This is a genomic window from Paenibacillus sp. MSJ-34, assembly GCF_018918005.1.
Taxonomy (GTDB): domain Bacteria; phylum Bacillota; class Bacilli; order Paenibacillales; family Paenibacillaceae; genus MSJ-34.
In genome coordinates, this window is the sequence record NZ_JAHLPR010000057.1 from 1 (window position 1) to 23,100 (window position 23,100).

The 23,100-nt window shown below is 51.4% G+C and carries 16 protein-coding genes and 2 pseudogenes; 5 read left to right on the forward strand and 13 right to left on the reverse strand.

Annotation, left to right across the window (positions count from 1 at the left end):
• The first annotated feature begins 135 nt into the window (after window positions 1-135).
• The 3 genes from KQI79_RS23360 to KQI79_RS23370 all read left to right on the forward strand — a co-directional run bounded on the left by KQI79_RS23360 (window position 136) and on the right by KQI79_RS23370 (window position 2,708).
• Window positions 136-951, forward strand: coding sequence for a coiled-coil domain-containing protein (locus tag KQI79_RS23360; RefSeq protein ID WP_216540726.1), 816 nt, complete (start codon window positions 136-138; stop codon window positions 949-951).
• A gap of 106 nt (window positions 952-1,057) precedes the next feature.
• Complete coding sequence (locus KQI79_RS23365; RefSeq protein WP_216540727.1) at window positions 1,058-1,939, forward strand: alpha/beta fold hydrolase; 882 nt, start codon at window positions 1,058-1,060, stop codon at window positions 1,937-1,939.
• Between the two features lie 64 nt (window positions 1,940-2,003).
• Window positions 2,004-2,708: an ankyrin repeat domain-containing protein gene (locus KQI79_RS23370; RefSeq protein ID WP_216540728.1), complete on the forward strand. Its 705-nt coding sequence runs from the start codon at window positions 2,004-2,006 to the stop codon at window positions 2,706-2,708.
• Between the two features lie 99 nt (window positions 2,709-2,807).
• Here the strand turns inward: KQI79_RS23370 and KQI79_RS23375 are convergent, their stop codons facing one another.
• The 7 genes and pseudogenes from KQI79_RS23375 to KQI79_RS23405 all read right to left on the reverse strand — a co-directional run bounded on the left by KQI79_RS23375 (window position 2,808) and on the right by KQI79_RS23405 (window position 11,607).
• On the reverse strand, window positions 2,808-5,906 hold the full coding sequence (locus tag KQI79_RS23375; protein ID WP_216540729.1) for a copper amine oxidase N-terminal domain-containing protein: 3,099 nt from the start codon (window positions 5,904-5,906) through the stop codon (window positions 2,808-2,810).
• Window positions 5,907-6,155: 249 nt separating this feature from the next.
• A complete protein-coding gene (locus tag KQI79_RS23380; protein WP_216540730.1) occupies window positions 6,156-7,154 on the reverse strand; it encodes a Gfo/Idh/MocA family protein in 999 nt (332 codons plus the stop codon).
• Window positions 7,155-7,205: 51 nt separating this feature from the next.
• Entirely contained in the window at window positions 7,206-8,171 is a 966-nt protein-coding gene (locus KQI79_RS23385) for an ABC transporter permease (protein ID WP_216540731.1), read from the reverse strand.
• Complete coding sequence (locus KQI79_RS27825; RefSeq protein WP_367398235.1) at window positions 8,164-9,195, reverse strand: sugar ABC transporter ATP-binding protein; 1,032 nt, start codon at window positions 9,193-9,195, stop codon at window positions 8,164-8,166. The genes KQI79_RS23385 and KQI79_RS27825 overlap by 8 nt, the downstream gene beginning before the upstream one ends.
• Window positions 9,169-9,687, reverse strand: a pseudogene (locus tag KQI79_RS27830) (ATP-binding cassette domain-containing protein); the annotation flags it as partial. The pseudogene KQI79_RS27830 and the gene KQI79_RS27825, both read right to left, overlap by 27 nt.
• Before the next feature lie 13 nt (window positions 9,688-9,700).
• Entirely contained in the window at window positions 9,701-10,738 is a 1,038-nt protein-coding gene (locus KQI79_RS23400) for a sugar ABC transporter substrate-binding protein (RefSeq protein WP_216540734.1), read from the reverse strand.
• A 47-nt stretch (window positions 10,739-10,785) separates the two neighbouring features.
• Window positions 10,786-11,607, reverse strand: coding sequence for a sugar phosphate isomerase/epimerase family protein (locus KQI79_RS23405; protein WP_216540735.1), 822 nt, complete (start codon window positions 11,605-11,607; stop codon window positions 10,786-10,788).
• Between the two features lie 913 nt (window positions 11,608-12,520).
• Between KQI79_RS23405 and KQI79_RS23410 the strand changes: the two genes are divergently transcribed.
• Window positions 12,521-13,513, forward strand: a complete 993-nt coding sequence (locus tag KQI79_RS23410) for a LacI family DNA-binding transcriptional regulator (RefSeq protein ID WP_216540736.1) — start codon at window positions 12,521-12,523, stop codon at window positions 13,511-13,513.
• Window positions 13,514-13,696: 183 nt separating this feature from the next.
• On the forward strand, window positions 13,697-13,837 hold the full coding sequence (locus KQI79_RS23415) for a hypothetical protein (RefSeq protein ID WP_216540737.1): 141 nt from the start codon (window positions 13,697-13,699) through the stop codon (window positions 13,835-13,837).
• A 227-nt stretch (window positions 13,838-14,064) separates the two neighbouring features.
• Here KQI79_RS23415 and KQI79_RS23420 read toward each other — a convergent pair whose 3' ends face one another.
• From KQI79_RS23420 to KQI79_RS27835, 6 genes and pseudogenes are all read right to left on the reverse strand, one after another.
• Window positions 14,065-16,434 (reverse strand): helix-turn-helix domain-containing protein, encoded by a 2,370-nt coding sequence (locus KQI79_RS23420; protein WP_216540738.1) that lies wholly within the window; start codon window positions 16,432-16,434, stop codon window positions 14,065-14,067.
• Between the two features lie 35 nt (window positions 16,435-16,469).
• The gene (locus tag KQI79_RS23425; RefSeq protein ID WP_216540739.1) at window positions 16,470-17,306 is read right to left on the reverse strand and encodes a carbohydrate ABC transporter permease; all 837 of its coding nucleotides are present in this window, start codon (window positions 17,304-17,306) and stop codon (window positions 16,470-16,472) included.
• Complete coding sequence (locus tag KQI79_RS23430; protein ID WP_216540740.1) at window positions 17,303-18,265, reverse strand: carbohydrate ABC transporter permease; 963 nt, start codon at window positions 18,263-18,265, stop codon at window positions 17,303-17,305. The genes KQI79_RS23425 and KQI79_RS23430 overlap by 4 nt, the downstream gene beginning before the upstream one ends.
• Before the next feature lie 19 nt (window positions 18,266-18,284).
• Window positions 18,285-19,625: an ABC transporter substrate-binding protein gene (locus tag KQI79_RS23435; protein WP_216540741.1), complete on the reverse strand. Its 1,341-nt coding sequence runs from the start codon at window positions 19,623-19,625 to the stop codon at window positions 18,285-18,287.
• Between the two features lie 552 nt (window positions 19,626-20,177).
• Window positions 20,178-21,533, reverse strand: a complete 1,356-nt coding sequence (locus KQI79_RS23440; RefSeq protein ID WP_216540742.1) for a dipeptidase — start codon at window positions 21,531-21,533, stop codon at window positions 20,178-20,180.
• Window positions 21,534-22,740: 1,207 nt separating this feature from the next.
• Window positions 22,741-23,097 (reverse strand): annotated as a pseudogene (locus tag KQI79_RS27835) (response regulator); the annotation flags it as partial.
• Window positions 23,098-23,100: the final 3 nt, after the last annotated feature.

The window sequence follows — 23,100 nt, forward strand, 5'->3', positions numbered from 1 at the left end:
ATTCCGGAAAGTCCAGTCCCAAATTTATTTTTCAAAGATCAACTGGAAATTTTGAAGGCGGCCGCCAGTCCCCTAGGGGACTGGAAGTAAACTCAAAACTGCCTTCAAGAAATACTATATGAGGAGGATCAACTTATGCTGTTTCAACGAATGACGGCGTTCCTCGCCACGCTAACCCTCGCTTTCGCCGCCCTGGCGCCCGCCGTTGCGGCCGCATCGTTCGAATTGTCCGCCACCGCCAAATCCAATCTCGCCAAACTAATCGCAGGCGCGGACAAGACGCAAGCAAGCCGGTTAACCAAGCTGAACGGCGATCTTCAGTCATTGCGGAAGCAAGATCAAAGCTTGGACGCGAAAATAAAAGCAATTCATTACAAGAACGAGGAAGAATTAGTCGTATTGCGGAAACAAATCAAAGAGATCGACGCCGATAAGGTAAACAAGCTGCAGCAGCAAGTCAAACAAGCCAAAGGCCGCTACCAGCCGCTGTTCGACTCGTATACCGCCCTGAACAAGCAAATCGCCGCGGCAAGGCGGCTCAACAACAAAACATTGAACGCGCTGCTCCGAACGCAGGCGGATGCTATGAAGATCGCCGTTCAAGCGGCCCGTCAAGACATTCGCAACAAGGAACAATCGCTCAAAAACGCCAAAGATCAAGCGGCGAAAAAGAAAAAGAAGATGAACGATACGTTGGCCGGCGTCAATCCGGTTAAAGTGCAGCTGAAAGCGCAGCGCAGCAAGGTCGCCTCGACTAAGAAACTCGTTGCCTCCGCGGTCAAAAACGCGAATCAAGCGACGAAAGGAACGGCGAAAAACGCGGCCGATTCGCTCTCCTCTCTCGTTGCGGTATCGCGCCAGTTAGTTGACCAGAAGCAGCGAAACGCCGATCTGGAGCAGAAGGTGAGCGACATCATCGCCAAAGCGAAAACGCAACTAAAAGCAATATGACAAGGATACTTTATAGAATACCGGGGGATATTAATGGAAAAATAACGCAGTCGGCATGGTCTGTCGCTGCCGTCAACGCATGAACAACCGAAGGAGATGGAATGCTATGCCGCTGGAACGGATCAACGGAACGATGCTGTATTATGAAACATACGGCGAAGGCGTCCCGATCGTCTTTATTCATCCCCCGCTGATTTCAAGCGCCAATTTTCGTTACCAACAGATGCAGTTATCCGACGAATTTCAAGTGATTACATTCGATATTCGGGGACATGGCCGAAGCGAACCGTCCCAAACGCCGGTCACCTATCCGCTCATTTGCGAAGACATCTTGCGTCTAATGGATCGCCTGAACATTGAGAAGGCATTCCTATGCGGCTACTCAACGGGAGGGTCGATCGCCTTGGAAGCGATGCTGTCCTATCCCGACCGCTTTCGCGGCGGCATATTGATCAGCGCGATGTCTGAGGCAAGCGATTTCTACCTGCGGGGCCGAATTCACGCCGCGATCGGGTTATCGTCATGGAAAGCAGCCATTCGCCTGCTTACGCTCGGCGTAACATGGGGCAACTCGGACAGTATGGCAACGTTTCGCCGCTTGATGAAGGACGCCTTGAAAGGAGACTGGCGCAATATTCGCCAATATTACAAGTACAGCTTGAACTATAACTGCACCAACCGTCTCCATGAAATCGACGCTCCCATCCTGCTGATGTTCGGCGGCAAGGATAAAAGCTTCAAACGTTATTGCCATCTGCTCCAGAAAGGGCTGCGCAAATTTAAACTGATTACGTTCCGCGAGGAAAATCACCGGCTTCCTACGTTGGCGGCGGATAAAACGAATCAAATGATCCGTTCGTGGATCCGCAACGAAATGCGGCGGAACGATCAAGCCGTTCCGGAGGAGACGATCCGCATACCGGAAGCTTATATCATCGGCGATCAAGCGGCCATGGGGGCGGAACGGCCGGAAAATAACTTGGAATAATTGTCCTATCCATTGTATAGTAGAGAAGTGCGCTCTACTACATAACGAATAGGATGAACTTAACATGAAACCCAGAGGTTGGAGCTTAATCGCATTATCGGGCATCGCTGTCGTTTTAACGATCGTCTTGTTGGTCTTGCTCGTGTACCCGAAAGATCTCATGCTGGCCGCCGCCGTGAAATCGCAAGACTACCGGAAGACGGAACGGCTGCTGAAGATGGGCGCCGATCCGAACGCCGGCGTTTCCCTCAATCCGCTTCACGTTGCGATTCGCGACGGCGAATTGGTGATGGTTCGCTTGCTGTTGGAACATGGCGCCGATCCCAATCTATCGGCCAATTACGGAAGCGGGGAACAAATCCTGATGCATCCGTTATCGTTGGCGATTAACCATAACAGGCACTCCGAGCCTTTCGTCCGTTTGTTGATCGGCGCAGGTGCCAATCCCGAGGAGGACGGATGGGCTTTGGAGACGGCGATCGAGAAAGGCGAGTTGAACGTCGTCAAGCTGTTAATCAAGCATGGCGGGGATCCCAATCAAGGGCTGCAATCCGCCGTAATGTCCGATCAAATCGAGATCGCGTCCTATCTGCTGGAACAAGGAGCCGACCCGAACGCCGGGGTCCAATTGGCGGAAATCACCTACAATCGCGACATGCTGCAGCTTCTGATCGAAGCGGGCGCATCTATCGATATGCGGAGCAGAGAAGAACGGAAACCGGAGGATTATACGACGACCGCGGACGGCAAAAAAATAAGGCTGCGATGAGAAAACCTCTATCGAGGGGTTTCGATATTGTGGCAAACAAAGGGCTGCCCCAAAATTTCGGGGCAGCCCTGTCGTTTCCAGATACGTTTATTATTGTGCTTAAATCTCCGGCGTTACCTGATCCTGAGGTGTGACGCCGTTATTCGCAGGAACGGGAGGCTCCTGCAGAACGACCTCGCCCGAAGCGCCGGACAACGCGTTTACGGTAGCGATCCGTCCGTCCGCGATGGAAAGGACGAATACGTGGTACGAGACGCCCGTACGGAGCGACGCGCCCGTAATATCCGTGTCGGAAGTCGTTAACGTGACGGAGCTGTTGCCGGTGCCGACCGACTTGTATCCGTACGAACCGATGCGGTTCGCCTCCGCCAGATTGAAGCTTCCGGCGGAACCGGACGGTACGACCATGACAGCGTAATACGCAATGCTAGATTCGTTGCTTGCTTTCGTAAAGCTTACTTGCATATTGGTGCCGTCCGCAATAGCGGTCACATTCGTGACGGCCGGTACGGCCAAGTCCGTCAACTGCACATCGACGGACGGAGCCGACAACGCGTTGGCGGAACCGCTTCTTGCATCCGCCACGGTCAAGACGAATACTTTGTACTTCACGCCGCGCGCCAAGCCGTTTCCATTCACATCGCGGGTGGAATCGGACAATCGCAGGCTAATATCTCTGCCTTGCTTCGCCACTTTCGTATAGTTGGCGGAGCCAACGGCGTTCGCCTCTCCGAGACGGAATCCGCCGGATTGATCCGAAGGAACGACCATGACGCGATATTCGGCCACATTCGCTTCATTGGAAGCTTTCACAAAGCTGACTTCGATATCGCGGCCGTCGCCGTAATTCGGAATCGCATAAGCGTTCAGTCCGGTCACGGCCGGTACGGCATAATTGCTCGTCAGCGTAATGTCCGTCGACGGAGACGAAAGCGCATTGCCGTTGTTTCCTGTTCCTACCGACAAGACGAAGATGCGGTAGCTGACTCCGTTTTTAATCGCCGATCCGTCTACGTCTCTCGCTCCGGAAGACAGCGTTTGGCTAATATTCCAGCCGGTTTTGTTCACCAGCGTGTAGTTTGCGCTCGATACGTTATTCGCGGCCGACAGGTTAAACCGGCCGGCATTCGCCGATTTGACTACCATAATGCGATAATGGCTAATGCTCGATTCGTCGGCGGCTTTATTGAACGTAACCAGCAAATCGCGGCCGTCGTTATAGTCGCTGACATCGCTTGCCGAGACATAATTGACGGGATATACGGTAGAGCTGTTCGACAACGTAATCGATGCGGACGGGCTGGATAACGCATTGCCGTTATAATTGTTCCCGACCGACAGGACGAATACGGTATAGCTCGTGCCGTTGCGAATCAGCGATCCGTCCACGTCTCTCGCGCTGGAGCTCAGCGTCAAGCTGAGATCTCTTCCCGTTTTGTTCACCGACGTATAGTTTGAGCTCGAAACGTTGTTGGCCGCCGATAAGTTGAATCGATGCGCGTCTGCCGTTTTCACAACCATGACGCGGTAATGATGAATCACGGATTCGTCGGACGCCCGATAAAACTCTACTTTCATGTCGCGGCCGTCATTATAATTGCTGACATCGTTCACGGTGACGTTGGTCGCCGCGCCGACAACCGCGCTGTTCGACAGCGCAATCGCCTGAGAAGGCGCCGACAGTACGTTATCGTACGATTTCGAATCGCTCGAGACTGCCATGACGAACAAGCGGTACGTTTCGCCGTTGCGGATGGAATGGCCGTCAACGTCGTTCGCGTAAGAAGGCAGCGTGACGCTAATGTTGTTGCCCGTCTTGGATACATCGTAATATCTGCCGTACGATACTTTATTCGCAGCCTCCAAGTTAAAGTTGGAAGCGTCTTTCAGTTTTACGGCAAAAATGCGGTAATAGCCGACTTTCCATTCTTCGGACGATTTCGTGAAGCTGATTTGCAAATCGCGGCCGTCGCCGTAGTTGCTCACATCTTCTACTTTCGTAATGACAGGCACTGCCATCGAACTGTTTAACGTAATCGAGGAAGATCCTGACGACAGCTTGCTTGGAGCCGAATTCGGCTGGCTGCTCACCGACAGGACGAAGACCGTGTACGGCACGCCGTTGCGGATCAGATCGCCCGATACGTCTCTGGAAGACGAGCTTAACGTCGTTGTCGAAGAGCCCGTTCTGTTGACGACGGTGGAATACGAGCTCGGCACCGCATTGGCTTTCGCCAGCGTGAACTCGCTCGCATCCTTCGTTTTCACGACCATAATCCGATAGTTTGCGATATTCGCGTCATTGCCCGGCTTCGTGAAGCTGACCCGCAAATCGCGGCCGTCGCCGTAGTCGTTCACATCGCTAACTTTGATATCCGTTGCCGCCTTTACCGCCGAATCGCCGGAAATCGTCACGGTCCGGGAAGGATGGGAAAGCGCGTATTTGTTCGACGCTTTGCCGACCGACAAGACGAATACGGCATAATCGCGGTCCGCACGCAGCAGATCGCCGTCCGTATCCCGGGTTTGCGAATTGAACGAAACGGTCTGGTTAATGCCTTGCCCCTTCACAACTGTATAATCTCGGGAAGAAACGGATTGCGCCTTGGCAAGCGTAAAGTTTGACACCCTATCCGCTTTAACGACCATGACGCGGTAATGATCGACATAGGCGTCGCTGGACGCTTTCGTGAAGCTGGCTTCCAGATCCCGCCCGTCGCCTTTCTCTCCGACGATGCGCGCATTCACATTATAAGCTGCGCCGACATCCCCCGAAGTCGTAATATATACGGTCTTGGCGCTGGAATTCCAATCGACGGTTTCACCGAGCGCTTCGCTGACAAAGCGGACCGGAACCATCGTTCTTCCTTTGATCGCTTGCGCGGGAACATCCAGCGAAACGGTCGCATTATTGATGGTCGCCGTTTTCGAACCCATTCTCAGTTGAACGGTCGTTCCGTCTTTCACGGCCGTTACCGTCTTCGACTTCGGTTCCCAATCTACATAAGCATTTAAAGCTTCGAATATGGCTCGCATCGGCAGCAAGACTCTGCCTCCAACCGAAACCGGAGCCTGGTCCGTCGACAGTTTGACGCCGTCGATATAAATGCTGATCGGTTGAGCTGCGTGTACTTGCGATTGCAGCGATAGCGTAAGTACCATCGCCACTGCCACGAGCGCTGACAATATTTTTCTCACACCTTCATCCTCCTGTTTGAATTCAACTTCATGTGTTCTTCCCTTTGTTATCTAAACGCTCCAACCCCGCCAAAAGTTTCTGCCCCGCAAAAAATAAATAAATGTCTAAATTAGGAAAACGGTATTTTATCCCGGTATAGCGCGATGTTCGGCCGCCGCAAACGCGGCAAAACAAAAGGATGCGCCAGCAACATCATCATGATGCGGCACATCCTTCGCATAAAAAGTTCGAATCGAACGATTCTTTTCTTACAGCATCTGCACTCGACCCGTTTCGAGCGAGGTCCGGATGGCCTCCATGATGCCGAGCACTTCGCGGACTTCGGCAGGCGGTACGATCTCGGACATGCGGTTCTTGCCGATGCAGTCTATAAAATGCTCCAACTCAAGCTGAAACGCGTCTTGCCGTTCCACGGTCACCTCGGTTTCCCTGCCGTCGCGATACAGCATAAATCGGACAGCGGCGGAGTCGCGCGTTTCCAGATTATGACCCGCGGCGTAGCGGAAATCGAGCGTCCCTCCGGTTCCGTTGGCACGCAGCGCCATCGTAAACGGAAACCCTTTCGCCATTTGGTTCGAACATTCGATACTTGCCTTGCTGCCGTTCCGGAACGACAAGCTGGTGGCGATCTGATCCCAAGCGCCGTTCGCGCTTTGCCGGCCGATCGCATACACCGATTCGACCGGACCGAGCAAATGCCGCATAAAATCGATGTCGTGCAAGTGGAGATCGAACAGCGCGCCGCCGCTCTTGGACACGTCTTGAAACCACCCGCTCCAGTTCGGCGTCTGCGCCAATCGTTCCGCTCGAACAACCTCGACGTTTCCGATCCGTCCTTCGTCGCAAATCCGCTTCATCGCTTGATATTCCGGCCAGAAGCGGAGCACTTGCCCGACGAGCAGCTTCACTCCCGCCTTATCGGCCTCTTCGTATATTCGGCCGGCCGCTTCCAATGTCAATGTCAACGGTTTTTCGCACATGATATGTTTTCCCGCTCGAGCGGCCATCACCGCAAATTTCTCATGCAGAAACGTAGGGACGCAAATATCGACCCATTGAATCTCTTCGGCCCGCAACATTTCTTCCGCTGTAGAATAATACCGGCACCGGTATCGTTTCGCCGTCTCTTGCCCCGCCGTTTCGTTCCCCTCGGCGAACGCTGCGATTTCAACGTTAGCCATTCGTTCGTATGCATCGGCATGCGTTTTTGCCATAAACCCCGCGCCGATGATGCCGACTTTCAACATATGTTCACCTCCGATCTGACGCGGACGGGACCTCCGTGAGTATCAGAGGCGCTATTTTTTGCGTAATTTGCTCAAATTGCTCAATATGACCGCCACGACGATAATGCCTCCGGTAATCGCCGTCTGCAGGTAAGAGTTGACCGACAAAATCGTCATCGCATTGGAGATCAGGCCGATCATGACGACGCCGAGGAAGGCGCCGCCGATCGTGCCGCGTCCGCCCTCGAACGTAACTCCGCCGATAATGGCCGCGGTCAAAGCGGACAACTCGTATCCTTGTCCCGCAGTCGCCACGATCGAATCGAGGCGGGAAACGAGCACGATCGAAGCCAGGCCCGCGATGCCGCCGCTAATGCCGTACGTGACGATTTTATAACGGTCGACGGGAATGCCGGACAAGTAGGCGTTCTCTTCATTGCCCCCGATCGACACGATTCTGCGGCCGAACTTCGTATAGTTCAGCAAGATGAAAGCGAGCACAACCGTAACGAACAAAAATACGAGCGTGAACGGGAAAATGCCGAAAAACTTTGTGCGCCCGATAAATTCAAACTGCCCGCCGAAATTCATGAATTTGCCTTCCGACACAATGAGCGCGATGCCGAAATAGACGCTTCCCATTCCGAGCGTAATGATCAGCGGCATCACTTTGCTCTTGCTGACGATCAATCCGTTGATGAGGCCGCATGCCAAGCCGACGGCAAGGCCGGCCGCAACCGCAACTCCGACGGAGCCGCCGCTCATCATGATTTTCGAGATGACGACTCCGCTCAAAGCCATAATGCTTCCGATCGACAGATCGATTCCGCCGGAAATAAGCAATAGCGCCATCGCCATCGTTAAAATGCCCAGTACCGAAACTTGCTGAAAAATCGCAAAAATATTCGTTAAACTAAAAAAATTGCTGTTTATGCTGCCGACCGCCGCCGACACGAGCACGATTACGCAGAGCAAAATAAATTTCTGGTTTTTCATCAGCGTCTCTTTGCTCTTCAATCCGGCCAGAATCTCACTCATCTGCAGTCACCTCTAATGCGCTTTTAATGATCGCTTCCTCCGAAATCATGTCCTTCGTCAATTCCTTCGCGATTCGCCCTTGCCGGACGACGAGAATCCGGTCGCTCATCGAAATCAGCTCCGGCATATCGGAAGAGATCATAATGATGGATTTCCCCTCTTTGGTCAGCGCGGACATCACTTTGTAGGATTCCGTCTTGGAATTGACGTCGATGCCGCGTGTCGGTTCGTCGAAAATGAATATGTCGGCGCCGGCAAACAGCCATTTGCCCAGCACGACCTTCTGCTGGTTGCCGCCGCTTAAATATTTCACCTCTTTAAACAAAGACGAAGTTTTCACATTCAAGTCCCGAACGATCGGCTCGATCAGCGGAGCATGCTGTTTCACATTGACGAACCATCCCGGCACCCGTTTATCCATCCCGACGACCGTCATATTCTCGACGATGCTGTGGCCGAGCATAAGTCCGAGCCTTTGCCGGTCCTCCGTAATATGCGCGATGCCCGCCTCGATTCCGTCTTTCGGATTTTTGACGCTCAGCTTCTTCCCTTTGAAAACCATTTCGCCGCTGTCATGTTTATCCGCTCCCGAAAGAGCGCGCACGATTTCCGTGCGTCCCGAACCGACCATGCCGGCGATGCCCAAAATTTCCCCTTCCCTTAGCGTAAAATGAACGGGCGGAGAATCTTTGCGCAGCTTCAAGCCTCTTACCTCCAGGACGACATCGCCGATCGGGTGCTCTTCTTTGGAATAGAACAGATCGACGGGACGCCCGACCATATCTTTCGTTATCCGACCCAAATCGATGTCCCTGTTCTCGTTGAAGTAAGTGTTAACTACGGCGCCGTCGCGAATGACGGTAATGCGGTCCGCGATTTGCGCAACCTCTTTCAAGAAGTGGGAGATGTAGATAATGCTGATTCCTTTGCCGGCGATTTTCCTTACCAGCTTCAACACGCGGCCCGCATCCTCCACGTTGAACATCGATGTCGGTTCGTCCATGATGAGCAACTTTGGCTCCATCACCAGCGCTTTTAAAATTTTCACGAACTGCTGCTCCGCCACGCTGAGATGTTCGATTCTCCGGTACGGATCGAGCTCGATGCCGAGAAACTTCATATCTTCCATCGTTTTCGCCAGCATCGCCTTCCGGTCGACGAAACCGAACCGATTCGTTTTTTCATGTCCGACGAAAATATTTTCCACGATGTTCATCGTCGGCACGAGCAAATTCTCTTGGTAAATGATGTTGATCCCGCACTAACGGGCAAGCTGCGGCGTTAACGTCGAATATTCTTCTCCGCCTACCGCGATCTTGCCGCTGTCGGGTATATACGCTCCCGACAGCACCTTCATCAGCGTGGATTTGCCTGCGCCGTTCTCGCCGACGAGGCAATGCACTTCCCCGGCGTAGACGTCGAGCGTAATGTCCGATAAAGCCCGTACGCCGGAAAAGCTTTTTACGATATGCTTCATTTCAATAAAGGGTTGCTTGCTTTCGTAAATGCTGTTCATGCCGTTATCGACCTTATTCGAAACCGCCGATATATTCGACCGCCAAGTCGTTCACTTGCCAACTGATTGAGCTTTGCAACGATTCCTTCGTCACCGGAATAATCGGCAATGTGATGAATTTATCCGGCGTTTTGCCATGGGCGTGCTGGTACAAGTTTTTGAACGTAATGAGTCCTTGCAGCGATACCGGCGCGGACATCGTCGCGGTCAATTCGCCGTCCTCGATCATTTTCAGGCCGTCCGGGCCTCCGCCGGTGGATACGACTTTCACTTTGTCTTGCAAACCGGCTTCTTTCAAAGCGTTCATGACGCCTTTCGCTTGCATTTCATTGTTGGCGAATACGACATCGAATTCTTTGCCCGTTTGAATAAAGTTTTGCGTTACGTTCATCGATTTTTCCGTTTCCCAATCGCCGTGAATGACGTCCACAAGCGTCACTTTGTCTCCGGCTTCCTGCAAGGCGCGGTCGACGCCTTCCTGGTAGGTTTCATATACGCCCGAACCTTTGGCGCCGGCTACAAACAGCACTTTGGAGCCCGGCCAAGTCGCGGCGATGAATTCGATCGCTTTCGCCCCGATCACATCGTATTCCGCGGCAACCGTGGAAATATAGTCGCCCGCATTGTCGCCCGGCTTCAAGTTTTCGAACGTGACCGGAATGCCCGCGTCGTTGGCCATTTTGCTCAGCGTAGCCGCTTGTTCGGGCGAGATCGGATAGATGGAAATGCCGTCGACTTTTTTCGAGATCAATTCTTCCATGAGCGATACCGATTTTTCCAGATTATTTTCCGCATCCAATATAACCGTCTCGACCCCTGTCTGCTTGCCGGCATACTCGAACGCCTCGGCGCCGTACATATTCCACATATCTTTCATGTTGTAAGCGATGTAACCGAATTTCAGCTTTTTGTCTTGCGGCGTTTCCGCCGGTTTGTTGTTTTCGGCGGACGGCGTTTCGTTGTTCTCTGTTTTTGCGCCGCAGCCGAATAAAGCGATCGACATCGTCAATACCAGCAATAACCCCAACCATTGTGACGTTCTCTTTTTCATGCTTGTGAATCCTCCTGTTATTTGATTTATCTGAACGCTAGCGGGAGCTAGCGGTTCATTTGCGACATGACCGTTTGAATCGCCCGGTACGAGTCCGCGACCGCTTGATCCACTTCTTCCAAGCCGGAAGGTCCTGCCGACGTAAATTCGATTTCGACGCTGAGCGGAGCGGTGCAGTTCTTCGTTTGCAAAATGCGGAACACTTTCGCAAAATCGATATCCCCCTCGCCGATCGCGGGGAAATTCCAAATTTGGTCGAACCCGATTTTATCTTTCAAATGGATAAATTCCACGCGGTCGGACGACTGCTGCAAATCTTCGTAAGGAACGGTCCGCCCGTAGAAAATAACGTTGGCCGTATCGTAATTGACCCCGATAAACCGCGAATCGCATTGTTCCACCAACGCCTTGACCGCCTTGCCGGTTGCATAGTTGTTGCCGTGCGTTTCGATCGTTAGGGTGATCCCGACACTTTCGCACATCTTGGCAAGCGGTTTCAAAACGCGGAGCAGCTCGCTTTCATCCTCGATCACATCATGGTCGTCATGCGCGTCGCCTGTCGATGTCACGATATATTTGCACCCAATCCTGCTCGCCAAACGAATGCTTTGTTCAAAATTGGATACTCCCTTTGCGCTGTTTAAATTGCTGTGCGCCCCAAGCGCGATGCACTCCAGGCCGTGATTCGCCAATTTCGCTTTGACGTCCCGGATTTCGTCGCCGCTCATCTCCCATCTGACATGCTCCGTATATCCGCGAACGGCGGCAAGCTCGATATAACGGAAACCGGCCTTCGCCGTCCCCCTGATCGCTTCGTCCAGCGAAAATCCGTGATACGTATTGCTGTTGAGGCATAGCAAGTTTTTCATGCCAACCTTCCTTTCAAGTTGAAATGTAATCCATTACATTTTTCTGCATTGGCGACGCATAAAATAAAACTGGTACTGATTAAGCCTTTTTATTTCCGTTTTTATCAACCCTGCTGTTCCGTCATAAATACCTTATGTAATCGTTTTCTATAAATTTAATTTGTATTCTATTACCATTTCATTTTTCTGTCAACTGCCCATTGCAGATTTTCTTACATTGTTTGCGTGACGCCCGTTTCCGGCTTATCCTTTCGTTTGACATCATATTTGTTTTTCATATATAATTTCGTAAACGATTACAATTTTGCCAAGATTAAGGGATTTTGGAGGCCCTATTTTGTCCGAGAATGCTATTACGAGTTAACGGATTTTGAGGGCGCTATCGATCTGGGAGGGAGCAGCAACGGACAAAATTTGTCCCTGCCTTCCCGAATTTCCACTTTTCCTCTCGCTAACGGACCTGTATGAGGTTGTCGATGAGGTATAAGCGTGGATCGCGCATTATGTATGAATTTTCATACATATCTACCGGATCCTGACTCGAATCGCGGTTTGTGTATGAATTTTCGAATGAAATCGACTGATTCGATGCGTGTGCCGCTCGTTTTGTATGATTTTTCGCATACATTTACAGGATCCGGGCTCAAATCGCGCATTGTGTACGAATTTTCGAATGAAATCGACTGATTTGATGCGTGTGCCGCACAAAGCGTATGATTTTCCCTATACATTTTGCGCACTCTCGCAGATTTCAAGTTTTGTACAAAAATCCGTTGTATTTAATGGCACCATCCCAACCGGGAAATGTAATATCGCCTATGCTCGTAGAGGATAAATTGCAATAAGCGCAGAGGAAAAATGAACCAAAATTTGATAAAATATTATTATTTAAAAAAGAAGGGCGCATGTACCTATGGTTACCATTCAAGACGTCGCTAAGGAAGCCGGGGTTTCCGTCGCCACCGTCTCGCGCGTGATCAACCGCCATTCGGCCGTTTCCGCCCGCGCCAAAAAAGCCGTGGAAGACGCGATCCGCAAACTGAATTACGAGCCGAACATTTTGGGCCGAAATTTACGGACTTCCAGCACCCATATGATCTTGACCATTTTGCCGAGCATCTCCAATCCGTTCTATTCGAAAGTGCTGCAAGGAATTGAAGATACGGCGCGCAAAGAAAATTACTACATTCTCGTATGCGAGACAGACTCGTCTTCAGAGATTCAAAGCTTTTATTTAAACATGGCCAAACAGCGGATCGCCGACGGAATCATTTCGCTCGACCCTACCGTGGAGCAGGTTCTGACTGCGGAGTTGGACCGGAGCTACCCCGTCATACAATGCGGCGACAAGACGCTGGATGAGCGAATTCCTTTTGTCGGGATCGACAATGTCAGCGCCGCGTACAAGGCGGTCAAATATTTGATCGCGATCGGCCACGAGCGAATAGCGCTGATCAGCTCGAGCGAACAATACAAGTACGCGGTCGACCGCCGCCAAGGCTATACGCAAGCATTGGAGGAAGCCGGCATACCGGTCCGGCGGCAATATATTTGCTACAGCGACCTCAACTACGATCACGGGCTGCAGACGATGAGAACGCTGCTTCATCTTGACGTGCCTCCGACCGCCGTATTCGCCGTCGGCGACGTGCTCGCGATCGGCGCGCTGAAAGCGATCCGCGATGCGGGCCTCCGCTGTCCCGAAGACGTGGCGGTAGTCGGCTTCGACAACATCCCGTTCGCCAGCATGATGAATCCGACCTTAACGACGGTAGCGCAGCCGATGTACGAAATGGGCTGCGAAGCGGCCCGTATTCTGATCAACAAGCTCAAGAACAAAAAAAGCGAGATGCAAACGCTCATCATGCCGCATGAGCTGATCATCCGCGAATCGACATCGGTATAACGTTTTCTGGCAGGCTTGGCGGGACGGGGGCGGCAAGCTTTTGAATAGGCGGCAGCCCGGTTGTCGTTTCGGCGGTGGCGGCGCTGTTCGTCGGCGATGCTGCGGCGGTCGTCGCTGCCCGCGACAGTGCTGTGATGGCGATGGCGTTCGTCGCCGGCGCGATGCAGGACAGACCACGCAATCATGGAAGCGATGGCGGGTTTCATACCGCCGGGCTTCCATGGCGTGATCTTGCCGGTTCCCGCTTTGCGCGCCGATGATCAATCGCAGTCACCCCGTATTCGCAAGGACTCCTCAAGCATTACCGCCAAAAACTGGCGCTAATTGCACGGATTTGCCCCCATCGGCGACTTTAGATGGAATCCCTACCGCTAATTTCGCCCAAATCCGCGTTTTTGCCGCAGTTGCCGTAATTAGCTCCAGAAATTACCGCTAAAATAAATTTGCGCGGTGCTTCGATAGATTTAACTGTAGTTTTTCCCGCTAATTGAAAACTCTGATCGGATGCGAATCAATCGGCAAAAAAACCGCAAGGCACGATAGCCATGCGATTATACGCCCGATTTCAACGATAGTTCGTTCTCCCTCCCGTTGATGCCGTTAATTTTCCGGAACTCGCCGGGGGTAATTCCCTCGTTCTTCTTAAAGAAACGAATATAACTGTTAATATTGTTATAACCGACTTTTCTGGCGATCTCTTGCACGCTCAGGCCGGAGTCCGCCAGCAATTGCTTGCTGGCCTCCAATCGGCGCAGCCCGATATACTCCACCATCGTCTTGCCGTATTCCTGCTTGAACAATCTGCTTAAATAATTGGGATGCAAATCGACAACATCGGCAATCGCCTCGACCGACAAGGCGAAATCTCCGTAATGATCTTCAATGTATTGCAGCACTCTCTCAATCGTTTTGTTGGCTCTGGGGATTTGCGACACATAATTCGCGATTCGATCGAATACGCTTCCGATCCACGAATGAATTTCATGCAGCGATTCGCAACCGGCCAGTTCCTTATAGATATGATAATGTTCGCCGAACAATTGTTTAATCGCCCCCCCGGAGTCGACAAGAATAGAGATCGCCGCATCCAATAAACGCGTGTAGATTCGATATAAATTTTCGTAAGATAGATGTTCCCTTTCCGTAATATCGCGCTTCAATTGCTCCAGGCATTCGTGCATGCCGGACGCATTGCCGGTCAAAATGCAGTTGCATAATTGTTTCTCCAACTGCAACGGATAGTAATAATCGATGTCGCGATCCGCCTGAACGTCTTCGAAAAACAAAATTTGCCGTTCTCCCAAATGCAATTTGTACTTCAGAACGTCCGTCGCTTCCGTAAAGGACAGATAGGCCAGCAAAATATGATCGTACGATTGTCCGACCGAGATGTAGACGCGCAGTTTCAACAGCCGATGCACGGATTCTTGTATTTGTTCGCAAAGCAAGTTGATTTGCGGTTTGGCAAGTTCCCACTCCGTCTCCGGATTGGCCAATACCGCAATCTGGTTCTCGCTTACTTCGGCAGACAAGCATGTGTACTGCGCTCTGATCACCTCTTCCGCTATGTTGCGAACGGCGAATTTAAACAAATTGACGTCGCGGATCGAATAATTTTTGAGCAGATCCGTATATTGATCGATTTCAATCACGACGATGACGGATTGAGACGTCGACAAATCCAATTGCAGAAAATTGATTTTATCTTCGGCTTCCCGGATCGAACCGACATTGTTATGCAATAAGCTGAAAAGAAACCGGTCCGCCTGCGCAGGAATGCTGTCGCGAAACGACTCGATCAATTGCTTGTTCTGCAGAAACACGGAATCGAGCACCCCGGTTACGAACTGAAACTCGTTCCCCTGCTCGAACCCGGCGCCGCCTCCTAAATGATGGATAATGTTTTTCGACTTATCGATAATCATTTTAATCGGATTATAGATGGATCTGGAAAGCAGGTAGGCGGTTGCCAAACCGGCAAATGTAAGCAGCAGGCAAATTCCGATCGTCATATTGCGGATGGGCGAGAGCTTGTCCAACAAATAATCCAAAGGCGTCTCGGAAACGATCACCCATCCGTTGCGGAACGATTTCGAGTAACCGATCAGCGTGTTCGGACCGTTGCCGCTATCTACAAAATATCCCTCTTGATCCGAACCGGGCAAACGGTTGATGCGTTCGGCGGTCACTCCCCCATCGGTTTGCCGGGAAATATGCGAGGCGAGCGTCTCGCCTTGATCGTCGACCACATAAATATTCGTAAACGGATTCATCTGCAGCTTGGAGATCAGGGCGGAAATTTCTTTCTCATAAACATGAATCGCGATATAACCGTAATCCTCGCCGGAAACGAAAGGAAATTTGCGCGCGAACGTAATAATATTTTCCTTGCTTCCGTCCCGGTTTTTAATATTGGGCGTGTCGGGAGCGAAAATCCACACATTCGCCGCGTCCGCCTTTTGAATGCTCTCGACCCACTTGTCCCGCTCCTCGCCCGCGTAGCGCCTGGTAAGTTCGTTGCTCGAGATGATTTGGCGCGAATTCGATTTGTATATGCTGATGCCTTGAATGAACTCGTTGGTGGAAGCCAGCGTTTTCACCGTATCCCGAATATTGTTCGAAGCGTACTGATCGTCTTCGTTCTGCAAATAGCCGTATATATTCCCGTCCAAAGCCACCACCGTGGACAAGTTATGTATATCGTGCAAAGTCTGGTTCAAGGAAATGCTCATTTGCTTCAATTCGATCAATTGCGATTGGCTTAATTGTTCTTCCATCTTGCCTAATACGAACTGATAGGAAGCGATTCCAACAATATAAACAGGCAAAATAATAACGAGAGAAAAAGAGATGAAATATACGGTGAACAGCCTGTTAAAACGGATTTTGCTCGCCAACCCACCTCGTAATTTCAATTTCATCGCTTTTTGCTCCCATCGCTATAAATTCAGTGACGCTATTCTTTGACAGCCCCCGCCGTCAACCCGGAAACCATATATTTTTGAAAAAACATAAACAAAATGACAATCGGCAATACGGCCGTCACGCAAACGGTCATAATGTTGGCCCAGTCGTAAGACACTTCTCCCATATAACGGATCGATATCCCCGGATTAAGCGTGCGCAGCGTATCTTTGTTAATCAAGGTTAACGAGTAGAGGAAATCGTCCCACGACAGGATGAACGTATAGATTCCCACCGCGAAAATACCGGGTTTCGACAACGGCATCACGATACGAAACAGAATCCCCCATCGCCCTAATCCGTCGATTTTGGCCGCTTCCTCCAAACTGCCGGAAATATTGTCGAAGAACACTTTGATCATCCAGATCGAAAAAGGGAGCGAAGATGTCGTTAACGCCAACATCAATCCGATATGCGAGTTCAACAGCCCATACATATTATACATCGAATACAACGCAATGAGCAGAGCGACGATGGGAAGCATTTGCGTCGATAAAATCAAGAACATCAGCAATTCCTTAAATTTGAAGCGAAATCTGGAAAAGGCGTAGCCGGCCGATACCGCGACAAGCAGCGTAATCACGGTCGTCCCCGCGCTGACGATCAAGCTGTTCTTATAATAGATGAGAAACGCGTTATTGCTGAACAACTTAACATAATGCTGAAAAGTAGGAGTGAACGGAAGCCACTCCGGCGGCAGCTTGAACAAGACGTCATTCGTTTTGAACGAGGTGACAAGCATCCAATATAACGGGAAAAATAAGAAAATAAGATAGAATATGAAGCCCGCCCTGGATACCGCGAATTGAATGATTGCGTTTCTTCTCAATGTGCCCCCGCCTTTCTCGGCCGCTCTTCCCCGATTGCGAACAATCGATTATAGAACCAAGAGAGCAGCAGCATGATGATTAACCATACGGTTCCGATCGCAGCCCCTTTCCCAAGATCAAGCTCGATAAACGCGCTCTTGTAGCTCAAGATCGCAAGCGTTGTCGTGGCGTTAATGGGCCCTCCCCCCGTCATCACCCAGAACAGCGGGAACATCTTGAAATTTTCGATGATCGAGATGAGCGTTACCGTCTTGATGGTATGTTTCAGGAAAGGGAGAGTAATGTAAAAAAACATCTGTCTCCCGTTCGCTCCGTCAATTTTGCCGGCTTCGTACATATCTTCGGGTATCCCCTGCATGCCTGCCAGCAGCATCGTCGTCATAAACGGCAGCTGTTTCCACAACGCGGCGATCATGACGGCCGGCAGCGCGAGATGAACGCTGGACAACCACTGGTACGGCTCATCGATCAAATGCAAGCTTTTTAGAATGTAGTTGATTACGCCGTATTGCGGCTGATACAGCCACATCCATAGCAATGACGTTACAATGGTAGGGATGATCCACGGAACGAGGACCAACGTTCTTGCCACTTTGCGAAACCGCATATTCGTATTGAGAATAAGAGCGAGTCCTATTCCCAGCACAAACTGTACGGCCACTACGCCGGATACATATTTTACCGTCGTCCACAATGAACTTGCAAATTGCGAATCCGCTATCATTTTCTGGTAGTTCCCGAAGCTGTTCCATGTAAATTCCTTCATCTTGAGCAAGGTAACGTCGAAAAAACTCATATGAATAGACTTTACGATGGGAATGCCGATCGTAAACAGCAGTACGATCAACGCCGGAGAAAGGATAATGAGAGTAAACCAACGGTCCCGCTGCTTCTCGGTAAGCCATTTCCGGCTTGCCTTGACCGGAACGGGAGCCGCTGTTCCGTTATGTCGATTCATGCCGAACATCCCTTCTTCGCTATTTTAAAATTTGTTGCAGCTTCGCGTTTAAGTCGGCCGCAACTTTCGCGGGATCTTCCTTCGCGACGCTCACTCTCTGCACGGCTTCCGACATGTCCAAATATGCCTGTTCCAGACCCGGATTGTTGGCCGGCAACGACTTCGCCGTCTGCAGCTGTTCGATTAACACTTTGTCAAATTCCGAGGCGTTGAATTCGGGCGATTCGCTGAGCGATATTCTCGAGGTAAGGACGTCGCTTTTTTGATGGTACAGCGAGATGGCGTCTTTATCGGTTAAAAATTTGATGAAATCGGCCGCCTCCTGCTTATGCTTCGAATCGGCAGCGACGACCAAGCCGTGAGCCTCCGCGATCGAAACGGATTGATCCGTCTTATTCTTCGGCACGAGCGCTACGCCCCACTCCTTGTCGAACTCCTCCCCCTTCCCGCTTAACGAACGGAATACCGCTTTGCCGTAATATCCGTCCATGTACATGCCGAGGCGTCCGATCGAGAACAGATTGCGCAAATCCTTCAGCTTGGCCCCTTGCGGAGAGATGTTATTGTTCACCAAATCTTGATAGAACTGAAGCGTTTCCACAACTTGCGGCGTATTCACGTTTACTTGCCCCTTCTCGTCGAAGATCGATCCGCCAAAGCTGTAAATATTCCGCAACGAGATCATGCCGTTGATCGGCAATTTGTCGGTCGCTTCGCCGAAACCGTAAATCGGTTCCCCGCTGTCGGTTTTCAGTTGGCTGATCGCCTTGGCCATTTCAATCATTTCATCGTAGGTGGCCGGCGGCCGGTCTTCCAATCCGGCTTGCTTAAACAATTCTTTATTATAGTAGAGCACATACGGCGACGGCGCCCACGGCACTCCCATTAATTGGCCGTTATACGAATAATCCGCGACCATGGAAGGCATGAGGTCGTCGATATAATCCTGCCCGAGCAAATCGTTCAGCGGCATAATAATATCCGAAGTCGCATACGTTGGGAACGTGGCGCTGAACGTTTGAATAATATCAGGCGTATTGTTCGACGAAGCCATGACGAACGTTTGTTGTTTAATATCGCCGAACGGAATGCCGATAAATTCGATCGTCACATTAGGCTTAATCTGTTTGTACATTTCAACCATTTGCTCTAATGCGTCTTTCGTCGCTTCCTCCGTAATGCTCCAGCTCGCAAACGTCAATGTGACCGGTTCGCCCGGTTCCGCATTGGGCGCGGCGCTTTCCCCCGTTTTTTCCTGTTGGGACGTTTGATCCGTTCCCGCTTCCTTCCCGCTGCCGCATCCCGCAAGCAGCATGAGCAGCATGACGGCGATCATGCCGATAGATAACACTTTTTTCATATAGACTCCCCTTTCACGTTCAGTCATTTTCGAAAGCGATACGTTCCTTTCAAGCTACGATTATATATTTCGGGACAGTTTGCTGTATATTTACCCTTTCTAAGGTTCGTCTACATTATCTAACTTTGCGGTATGCAGATTGAAACGGGAGTATGTAATTTATGATGGGGGCGCAGTTTCGGCTGTAAAAACACCTCCAAAAACTTGATCCTCGTGCATTAGCTCCAAAAACCGGCGGTAATTTCATAGACTTGCCTTGAGTGGCGACTTTAGATGGATTTCCTACCGCTAATTTCGCCCAAATCCCCATTTTGCCGCCGTTGCCGAAATTAGCTCCAGAAATTTCCGCTAATATGAGCGTGCACGGTTTTTTGGCATATTTAACGGTACAATTTACCACTAAATCCAATTGGACGCGGATCATCTGGCCGATCTCCGTTGCGAAACATCCGGCAGCCTATGAAAAAAGACACCTGTTAAGGTGCCTTTGCAGAATATGGAATGGGATTCCCGGGCCGCAGACGGTTCCGCCTATCCCCTCTAACGCAACGATCAGATTCGCTTCAAAAATTCAACGATCGTCAACAGCCCTTTGTCGAAGTTTTCCAGATGGAAATGTTCGTTCGGCGCGTGCAAGTTTTCCGTCGGCAAGCCGAAGCCCATCAGCACAACCGGTGCGGACAATTCACGGGCAAACGCTTCGACGATCGGGATCGAGCCCCCGTCTTTGGTGAACACGGGACGAACCCCGTACACTTGCTCGTAAGCGTCCGCCGCCGTTTGCAGCAGCGGGGTCTGCGGATCGATCGTGAACGGATTGCCTTTCTCGCGCTGCACGATCGTGACTTTCGCCCCGGCCGGGGTATGGCTCCGAATGTGACGTTCGATTTTGTCCAGAATGTCCTGCGGGTCCTGCTGCCCTACGAGGCGGCACGTAATCTTCGCATGGGCTTCGCAAGGAATGACCGTCTTGGTTCCCTCACCTTGAAACCCGCCGTACATGCCATTCATTTCCAGCGTCGGTCGGACGCCGACCCGCTCCACAAACGAATAGCCTTCTTCGCCGTACAGCGCATCCAGCCCGAGTCTCTGCTTCAACTGCTCCTCGTCGAAGCCTTTCTTCGCCAACTCTTCCCTCATTTCAGCCGTCAGTTCCGGCACGCCGTCATAGAAGCCGTCGACGGCTATGCGGCCTTGATCGTCATGGAACGACGCCAGCAAGGAGACCAGCGCGTGAAGCGCATTGGGCACGCCGCCGCCGTACGTCCCCGAATGAAGATCCGTGTTGGCCGTATGTACCGATACATCCAGCGAGCAAAGCCCGCGCAATCCTGTGCATATGGCCGGCTTGCCCGGTCCCAGCAGCTCCGTGTCGGAGATAAGCACCGCATCGGTCGCCAATTTGTCCTTGTTCTTCTCCAAGAAAGGATATAAGTTGGCGCTCGTAATTTCTTCTTCGCCTTCGATGCATACTTTGACGTTGACCGGAAGCGTGCCTTCCTGCTTCAGAATGGCTTCCAGCGCCTTAATGTGCAGGAACAGCTGCCCTTTGTCGTCCGTAGCCCCTCTCGCATAAAGCTTGTTATCGCGAATCGTCGGCTCGAACGGCGGGGTTTCCCACAGATGGAGCGGATCGACCGGCTGCACGTCATAATGGCCGTATACTAAGACAGTCGGCTTGCCGGGCGCGTGCATATAATCCGCATACACGATCGGATGGCCCGCGGTTTGGTGAATTTCCACGTTTTCCAGCCCCGCCCGCCGCAGCGCGTCGACCAGCCAATTCGCCGCCCTGTTCATATCCTCCTTATGCTCGGACAAGGCCGAAACGCTCGGAATGGAGATCCATTCCTTCAGTTCGTTCAAATGCTCGACTCTGTGCTGTTCGAAATAAGCTTGATAGTCCATATTGATCCTCCCGACGTAAACTATGTATTAATTCCGATGAACCGATCCACGATCCCGGCCCTGTACCCTGTGCCCTGACAACCCTGCCCCATTACCCAACTTTTCCCATCGCCATTATTATTCCCTTCGGCAATCGAAGTATCCTCAACTATAGTTGTATTTTACACCAGTCGTTTCATTAAAGAAACCTTCGTCCCGTTGCGAACCCTCATAAGCGCGGCTTCCTCCCTTCAATAAAAAACACCGCTCGCGGCGGTGCAGGAGGATGTCGTTCGGCAGCGAACAACATCGGCTATAGGTTCGGATCGATGGATACGCCCTTCTCTTCCAGACATGCGATGAGATAAGAGAAGCTATCCAAGGACAGCAGGATGCGCTGCCTTTGTTCGTCCGCGGCGATTACGTCGATCTGGATCGTTTTGTCATGTTCGTTATAAACAACAAAATGGCTAACCTCTTGATCGTCCAAAACTTCAGTCCAATTGAACATGATGCTGCTTACAAAGTTTTTCATGTTTTTTCTTCTGGGCTCCGCCTTGGGCAGAGCTCCCCCATTGGGAACTGCGACATCGACCGGATGCTGCGCTGGAGGGACTTCTAGTAACTTTCCGGTTTCTTCGACGTTCTCATGCCGATTCATCATGACCGCCTCCGCCTCCTTCCTCCCCTCGTCTAATCCTTCGATCTCAGCGGTTGCCGCGACTTCCGCTGCGCTTGCGATTTCCTGTTCAAGCGCCGCTTCCGCGTAAAATTCGCTAGAAAGCGCTTCCGGCTCGGCCCGCATCACGGTTTGCGGCACCGGCTGTGCTACGTTCTGCAATACGGATTGTAATTCGATCTGCGGTACTGCTTGCGACATTGCAGCCGGTTCTACCGCGGATATCGTATAAGGCACGATCGCTTCCGGGACGTTGTGCGGAGCGGTTACCGCGACTGCTTGCGCTTCCGGCACTGCCATCGACGCTGCCTCCGGCTCCGTCTCAGCTTCGCTCGCGGCTTCGGCATCGGCATAAGCTTTGAGAATGATCCCAAAATGATCGGGCTCTTCTTCTTTCGCAGCGTTCACGATCGGACGTTCCTCTTGTTGAAACGGCTTGGGTTCGGCAAAGCGGAAAGGAGCGTAGGAGCGGTCTTCCACGGAATATTCTCTTAACCTTCCGTTTTCGCTTACGGGAGCCTCATCCGGCTTCGCCCGCTCGACTAACGGAAGCACGTTCTTGATCAGCTCATTGATGCGGTCCGAGTCGAAAGGCTTCGTGACGTAATTATTCGCCCCGGCTTTTAACGCCTTGGAAATTAAATCTCTCTGACTCATGGCCGAGCAAATGAGCACGATCGCCTTCGGATCGATGGTCCGAATCTCCTGCAGCGCCTCGATGCCGTCCATCTCGGGCATGGAAATATCCATCATGACAATATCGGGCCGCAGTTCTTTAAACTTCTCAACGCCGATCAAACCGTTCTCCGCTTCGCCGACCACCTCATGACCCGATTTCGTTAATATATCCGTTAACATAATGCGCAAAAATCTTGTATCGTCAACGATAAGAATTCGTAGCGTCATCGC

Coding starts and splice junctions, on each gene's coding strand:
- KQI79_RS23365 (WP_216540727.1), top strand. CDS start 1,058: ATGCCGCTGGAACGGATCAACGGAACGATGCTGTATTATGAAACATAC.
- KQI79_RS23405 (WP_216540735.1), bottom strand. CDS start 11,607: ATGAAAAACTTGCTATGCCTCAACAGCAATACGTATCACGGATTTTCG.
- KQI79_RS23420 (WP_216540738.1), bottom strand. CDS start 16,434: ATGAAATTGAAATTACGAGGTGGGTTGGCGAGCAAAATCCGTTTTAAC.
- KQI79_RS23385 (WP_216540731.1), bottom strand. CDS start 8,171: ATGAGTGAGATTCTGGCCGGATTGAAGAGCAAAGAGACGCTGATGAAA.
- KQI79_RS23360 (WP_216540726.1), top strand. CDS start 136: ATGCTGTTTCAACGAATGACGGCGTTCCTCGCCACGCTAACCCTCGCT.
- KQI79_RS23400 (WP_216540734.1), bottom strand. CDS start 10,738: ATGAAAAAGAGAACGTCACAATGGTTGGGGTTATTGCTGGTATTGACG.
- KQI79_RS23410 (WP_216540736.1), top strand. CDS start 12,521: ATGGTTACCATTCAAGACGTCGCTAAGGAAGCCGGGGTTTCCGTCGCC.
- KQI79_RS23430 (WP_216540740.1), bottom strand. CDS start 18,265: ATGAATCGACATAACGGAACAGCGGCTCCCGTTCCGGTCAAGGCAAGC.
- KQI79_RS23435 (WP_216540741.1), bottom strand. CDS start 19,625: ATGAAAAAAGTGTTATCTATCGGCATGATCGCCGTCATGCTGCTCATG.
- KQI79_RS23380 (WP_216540730.1), bottom strand. CDS start 7,154: ATGTTGAAAGTCGGCATCATCGGCGCGGGGTTTATGGCAAAAACGCAT.
- KQI79_RS23440 (WP_216540742.1), bottom strand. CDS start 21,533: ATGGACTATCAAGCTTATTTCGAACAGCACAGAGTCGAGCATTTGAAC.
- KQI79_RS23370 (WP_216540728.1), top strand. CDS start 2,004: ATGAAACCCAGAGGTTGGAGCTTAATCGCATTATCGGGCATCGCTGTC.
- KQI79_RS23415 (WP_216540737.1), top strand. CDS start 13,697: ATGGAAGCGATGGCGGGTTTCATACCGCCGGGCTTCCATGGCGTGATC.
- KQI79_RS27825 (WP_367398235.1), bottom strand. CDS start 9,195: ATGGAGCCAAAGTTGCTCATCATGGACGAACCGACATCGATGTTCAAC.